This is a genomic window from Corallococcus sp. AB018, from assembly GCF_003986945.1.
Taxonomy (GTDB): domain Bacteria; phylum Myxococcota; class Myxococcia; order Myxococcales; family Myxococcaceae; genus Corallococcus; species Corallococcus exiguus.
In genome coordinates, this window is sequence record NZ_RAWR01000377.1 from 1 (window position 1) to 4,733 (window position 4,733).

Annotated in this window: 4 protein-coding genes; 3 read left to right on the plus strand and 1 reads right to left on the minus strand. The window is 68.7% G+C overall.

Translation table 11 applies throughout. The annotated features are described in order from the left end of the window. The 3 genes from D7Y11_RS41705 to D7Y11_RS41715 form a co-directional block, all read left to right on the plus strand. A partial coding sequence (locus tag D7Y11_RS41705) for a uracil-DNA glycosylase family protein (RefSeq protein WP_233597527.1) occupies nt 1–666 on the plus strand: 666 nt, incomplete at its 5' end. Between the two features lie 34 nt (nt 667–700). Next, nucleotides 701–1,708, plus strand: a complete 1,008-nt coding sequence (locus D7Y11_RS41710; RefSeq protein ID WP_120581499.1) for an esterase family protein — start codon at nt 701–703, stop codon at nt 1,706–1,708. Nucleotides 1,709–1,721: 13 nt separating this feature from the next. Beyond that, nucleotides 1,722–2,747, plus strand: coding sequence for an L-erythro-3,5-diaminohexanoate dehydrogenase (locus D7Y11_RS41715; RefSeq protein WP_120581498.1), 1,026 nt, complete (start codon nt 1,722–1,724; stop codon nt 2,745–2,747). On the opposite strand, the gene D7Y11_RS41720 is transcribed toward D7Y11_RS41715, so the two are convergent. Continuing rightward, the gene (locus tag D7Y11_RS41720) at nt 2,744–4,522 is read right to left on the minus strand and encodes a glycosyl hydrolase family 18 protein (RefSeq protein WP_120581497.1); all 1,779 of its coding nucleotides are present in this window, start codon (nt 4,520–4,522) and stop codon (nt 2,744–2,746) included. The genes D7Y11_RS41715 and D7Y11_RS41720 overlap by 4 nt on opposite strands. Nucleotides 4,523–4,733 lie beyond the last annotated feature (211 nt).

A 4,733-nucleotide genomic window follows, 5' to 3' on the forward strand; every position in this document is an offset into this window, starting at 1 on the left:
GCCGCACCCCGCGCCGCCCCGGCCCCGGCGATGCTCCTGGACGTGCCCAAGTCCGCGCCCCGCTACAACGGCGCGCTGCCCGGCGTCGTGGAGGGCGAACGTCCCACGCTGGATCAGGTCCGCCGCGAGCTGGGCGACTGCCGCCGCTGCAAGCTGTGCTCGGGCCGCAAGAACATCGTGTTCGGCTCCGGCAACCCTCGCGCGGACCTGGTGTTCGTGGGCGAGGGCCCCGGTGAGAACGAGGACCTCCAGGGCGTGCCCTTCGTGGGCGCCGCCGGGGACCTGCTCACCAAGATGATTGGCGCCATGGGCTTCACCCGCAACGACGTCTACATCGCCAACGTCGTGAAGTGCCGCCCGCCCGGCAACCGCAACCCGGAGCCGGATGAGATCGCCGCGTGCGAGCCCTTCCTGCGCTCGCAGTTGCTCGCCATCCAGCCCAAGGTCATCGTCGCGCTGGGCAAGTTCGCGGCGCAGACGCTGCTCAGGGACACCACCCCCATCACCCGCATGCGGGGGCAGTGGCGCGAATATGAGGGCATCCAGCTCATGCCCACCTTCCACCCCGCGTACCTCCTGCGCAACAGCGCGGAGAAGCGCAATGCGTGGGCGGACCTGCAACAGGTGATGAAGCTGTTCGGCAAGCACCCGGGCTCCAGCGCGTAGAACGCGCGGCGCACCGCGATTAGGAGAGGCACCGATGAAGGGCGTGCTCGAGACGCGTGAAGTGCATTCCCCCGCGCTGGAGAACAACCCGCTGGGAGATCCGGCCCGCCGCCGGCTCACCGTGTACCTGCCGCCGGGCTACGCGGAGGGCACGCAGCGCTACGCGGTCGTCTACTTCCTGCACGCCTTCGGCAACGGCGGCGGCTCGTGGACCAACGTGTCCGGGTTCTCGCCCACCGTTCCGGACCGCCTGGACGCGCTCATCGAACAGGGCGCCATCCCGCCCGTCATCGGCGTCTTCCCGGACGCGTGGACGAAGCTGGGCGGCAGCCAGTGGGTGAACAGCGACGCCATCGGCCGCTACCGCGACTACCTGGTCAAGGACATCGTCGGCTTCGTGGACAAGACCTTCCGCACGCTGCCCAAGGCCGCGTCCCGCGCGGTGGTGGGCCACAGCTCCGGCGGCTACGGCGCGCTGGTGATGGGCCGCTACCACCCGGAGGTCTTCTCCCTGCTGGGCGCGCACGCCCCGGATTCCTACTTCGAATACTCGTACATGCCGGACCTGCCCAAGGCCGCCACCTCCCTGATGAAGGCGGGCGGCGTGGAGGCGTGGGTGACGGAGCTGCGCCAGCGCGCTGTCGCCACCAAGGTGCGCGGCGACGACTTCCCGGTCATCAACATCCTGGCCATGGCGGCGGCGTACTCGCCGAAGAAGGGCGAGCCGCTCAACCTGGAGCTGCCCTTCGAGCAGCACAACGCGAAGCTGCGCCTGGACGTGTGGAACCGGTGGCTCGTGCACGACCCCGTGCGCTTCGTGCCCAAGTTCATGGACTCCTTCCGCAAGCTGAAGACGGTCTACCTGGACGCCGGCACGCGCGACGAGTTCAACCTGCGCTGGGGCACGCGCATGGTGGCGGACGACCTGAAGGCCGGCGGCGTGGACGTGGCGCACGAGGAGTTCGAGGACGGGCACTCGGGCGTTTCGTACCGCTTCGAGCGGTCGCTGTCGGTGCTGGTGCCGCTCCTGGCGCGGGACTGATAAGGGGGACGCCATGGATACCTACGGACTGTCGCGCGTCGTGGCGGAGAAGGGCGTGCTGCCGCAGCGCGCTCGCAAGCTGGACCCCTCGCTGCCGTGCCGCGAGGCGGAGCTGCTCATCGACGTGGAGAGCCTCAACATCGACGCCGCGTCCTTCAAGCAGATCAAGGACGACGTGGGCGGCGACCCCGCGCGCATCGCATCCCGCATCCAGGACATCGTCCTCGAGCGCGGCAAGATGCAGAACCCCGTCACCGGCTCGGGCGGCATGCTCATTGGCCGCGTGAAGGAGCTGGGCGCGAAGCACCCCGCCAACGGCGTGCTCAAGCCGGGCGACCGCATCGCCACGCTGGTGAGCCTGACGCTCACGCCGCTCGTCATCGAAGAGGTGAAGGCGGTGCACGCGGACATCGACCGCGTGGACATCCGCGGCCATGCGCTGCTCTTCGCGAGCGGCATCTACGCGAAGCTCCCCACGGACATGCCGGACACGCTGTCGCTGGCGGCGCTGGATGTCTGCGGCGCGCCCGCGCTGGTGGCTCGCCACGTGCGCCCGGGCATGACGGTGGCGGTGCTGGGCGCGGGCAAGAGCGGCGCGCTGTGCCTGGCGCAGGCCCGCCGCAGCCTGGAGAGCCGCGGCAAGCTGCTGGCGCTGGACATCTCCCAGAAGGCGCTGGACGCGCTGTCCGCCATTGGCCTGTGCGACGAGGCCATGAAGGTGGACGCCACCCAGGGCGTGGACGTGATGGAGGCCGTGTCGAAGGCGACCAACGGTCAGCTCTGCGACCTGGTCGTCAACTGCGCCAGCGTGGGCAACACGGAGATGGCGTCACTGCTGTCCGTGAAGGACGGCGGCACGGTCATCTTCTTCTCCATGGCCACCAGCTTCACCACGGCGGCCCTGGGCGCGGAGGGCGTGGGCAAGGATGTCACCATGCTCGTGGGCAATGGCTACGTGCCCGGCCACGCCACCCTCACGCTGGACCTGCTGCGCACCGAACCGTCGCTGCGCCAGCTCTTCGAGTCCCGCTACGTCTAGGGCTTGAGGAAGGCCGTGTGCACGGCCTGCATCAGCGGATCCTTGGAGCCGCCCACCAGGGTCTTGGGCATGTGACCCTGGTTGATGGTCCAGATGATGCTGCCGCCCAGGCCCTTCTCCCGCGCCCAGCGGCCCTTCTCCGACACGGACGCGACGTCTTCGTAGGAGATGTAGTTGCAGGACTGCGGGCCGTACGCGGTGGGGAAGGAGAGGTAGGGCGCCTTGGCGGCGTCGTCCCAGCGGTACGCCTCCGGCTGGTAGTAGTGCGCCTGGATGTTGGCGTAGCTCATCGCGTTGTCGCTCTGCTCCTCCGCGATGTCGTCGCGCCCGTCCAGCGGGGTGCCCGGCTCCGTGATGCCCTTCCAGCAGGTGCCGAAGAAGCCCACGCCCACGCCCATGCGCTGAGGAGGCACGCCCGCGTTCAGGAACGCCTGCACGGAGCTGGCGACGGAGCTGGGGTGTCCGGGGTTCTCACCGAAGAGCGCGCTGGAGTGCCAGCTCGCCCACTGTCCCCAGTGGCCGCTCATCTTGTAGGCCATGATGTTCATCTGATCCACGCGCGCGGCCAGCTGCCGGTGGAACTCCGCGTCCACCTTGCCCAGCGGGAAGTTGGAGTTCACCCAGCCCACCGGCACCGTGATGATGATGTTCTCGTCCGCGGCGCGCAGGTCATCCAGCAGCGCCAGCAGCGGCGCGCTGTCCTGCGGCAGGAGGATGGGCTCCCAGTCCACGTCCACGCCGTCGAACTGCAGCTCGTGCATGGTGTTGATGATGTTGCGCACGAAGTTGCGGCGCTTCTCCAGCGTCTCCGTCGCGGCCCGGAAGCCGTCGTACTCGCCCATGCCGCCCAGCATCAGCAGCGCCTTCTTGCCCGCCTCGTGCGCCCGCACCGCCAGCGCTCGGGCCATTGCCGGGCCCTGCACGGGGTCCACGTCGAAGTCGGTATAGAGCGTGCCGTCGATGCGCGGACGGATGCGGCCCACCACGATGTGCGTGAGCAGTGACATGTCCACGGCCTCCACCGGGTACAGGTCGCGCTGGTAGCCCACCCAGTAGCCCATCACCCAGTTGGTGGGCGCGCCACCCGGACGCGGCGTCACCTGGGCCGTCTGGCGCGTGCAGGGGCCTTCCCCCATCTCGTTGGCGGCGCAGACGGTGAAGGTGTACGCCGTTCCGTTGTCGAGGTTCTCGATGAGCGTGCCTGACGACGGCGCGTCCACTCGCTGCACCCGGCCGCCCGGCTCCACCATGACCTTGAAGTACGACAGCGGCCGGCCGCCGTAGCTCGCGGGCGCGAGCCAGCTCACGTACGCCTGGCCGTTGCCCGCGGTGGGCACCACCGAGCGCGGCTGTCCCGGCACCGTGGGGTTCGGGATGCTCATGCCCGCCTTGGGCGTCACCAGATCCGTCTCCACGGAGGCCTGGCCCTCGCCCATCGCGTTCACCGCGGCGACCTTGAAGACGTAGGTGAAGCCGTTGTTCAGCCCCAGCACCGTGGCCTGCGTGTCGGGCACCTTCACCAGCGCGCCGCCGCACTCGGGGACGCAGCGCACCACGTAGTAGAGCAGCGGGCTGCCGCCATCGCTGGGAGGCACCGTCCACGTCACCAGCGCGGACGCGTCTCCCGCCTGCGCGACCACCTGCTTCGGTGCTTCGGGGGCCGTGAGCGGAGGTGGGGGTGTGTCCGGACCTCCGCCAAAATCGCAACCGCTCAACATCACCGCGAGGGCCAGCCCCACCCACCCACGCACTGGTATTGCCCGATGGCTTTTCATCCCTGCACTCCTGGAAGAACGCGGGATGTTATGCGGCCAACCCCCCACTTGGAGTCAAGTCTAGCTGGAAAAATGTGGCAATTTTGTATGAATTGGAATTCGTGTATTAAGCCGACTAATCCCATTCATCCAGGGAATCACGAAACCTCAGCGGATGGGAAATCGGTCTCCGAAGGACGGCTGGTGTGGGGGCTGCCAGCGGGTGTCTGGC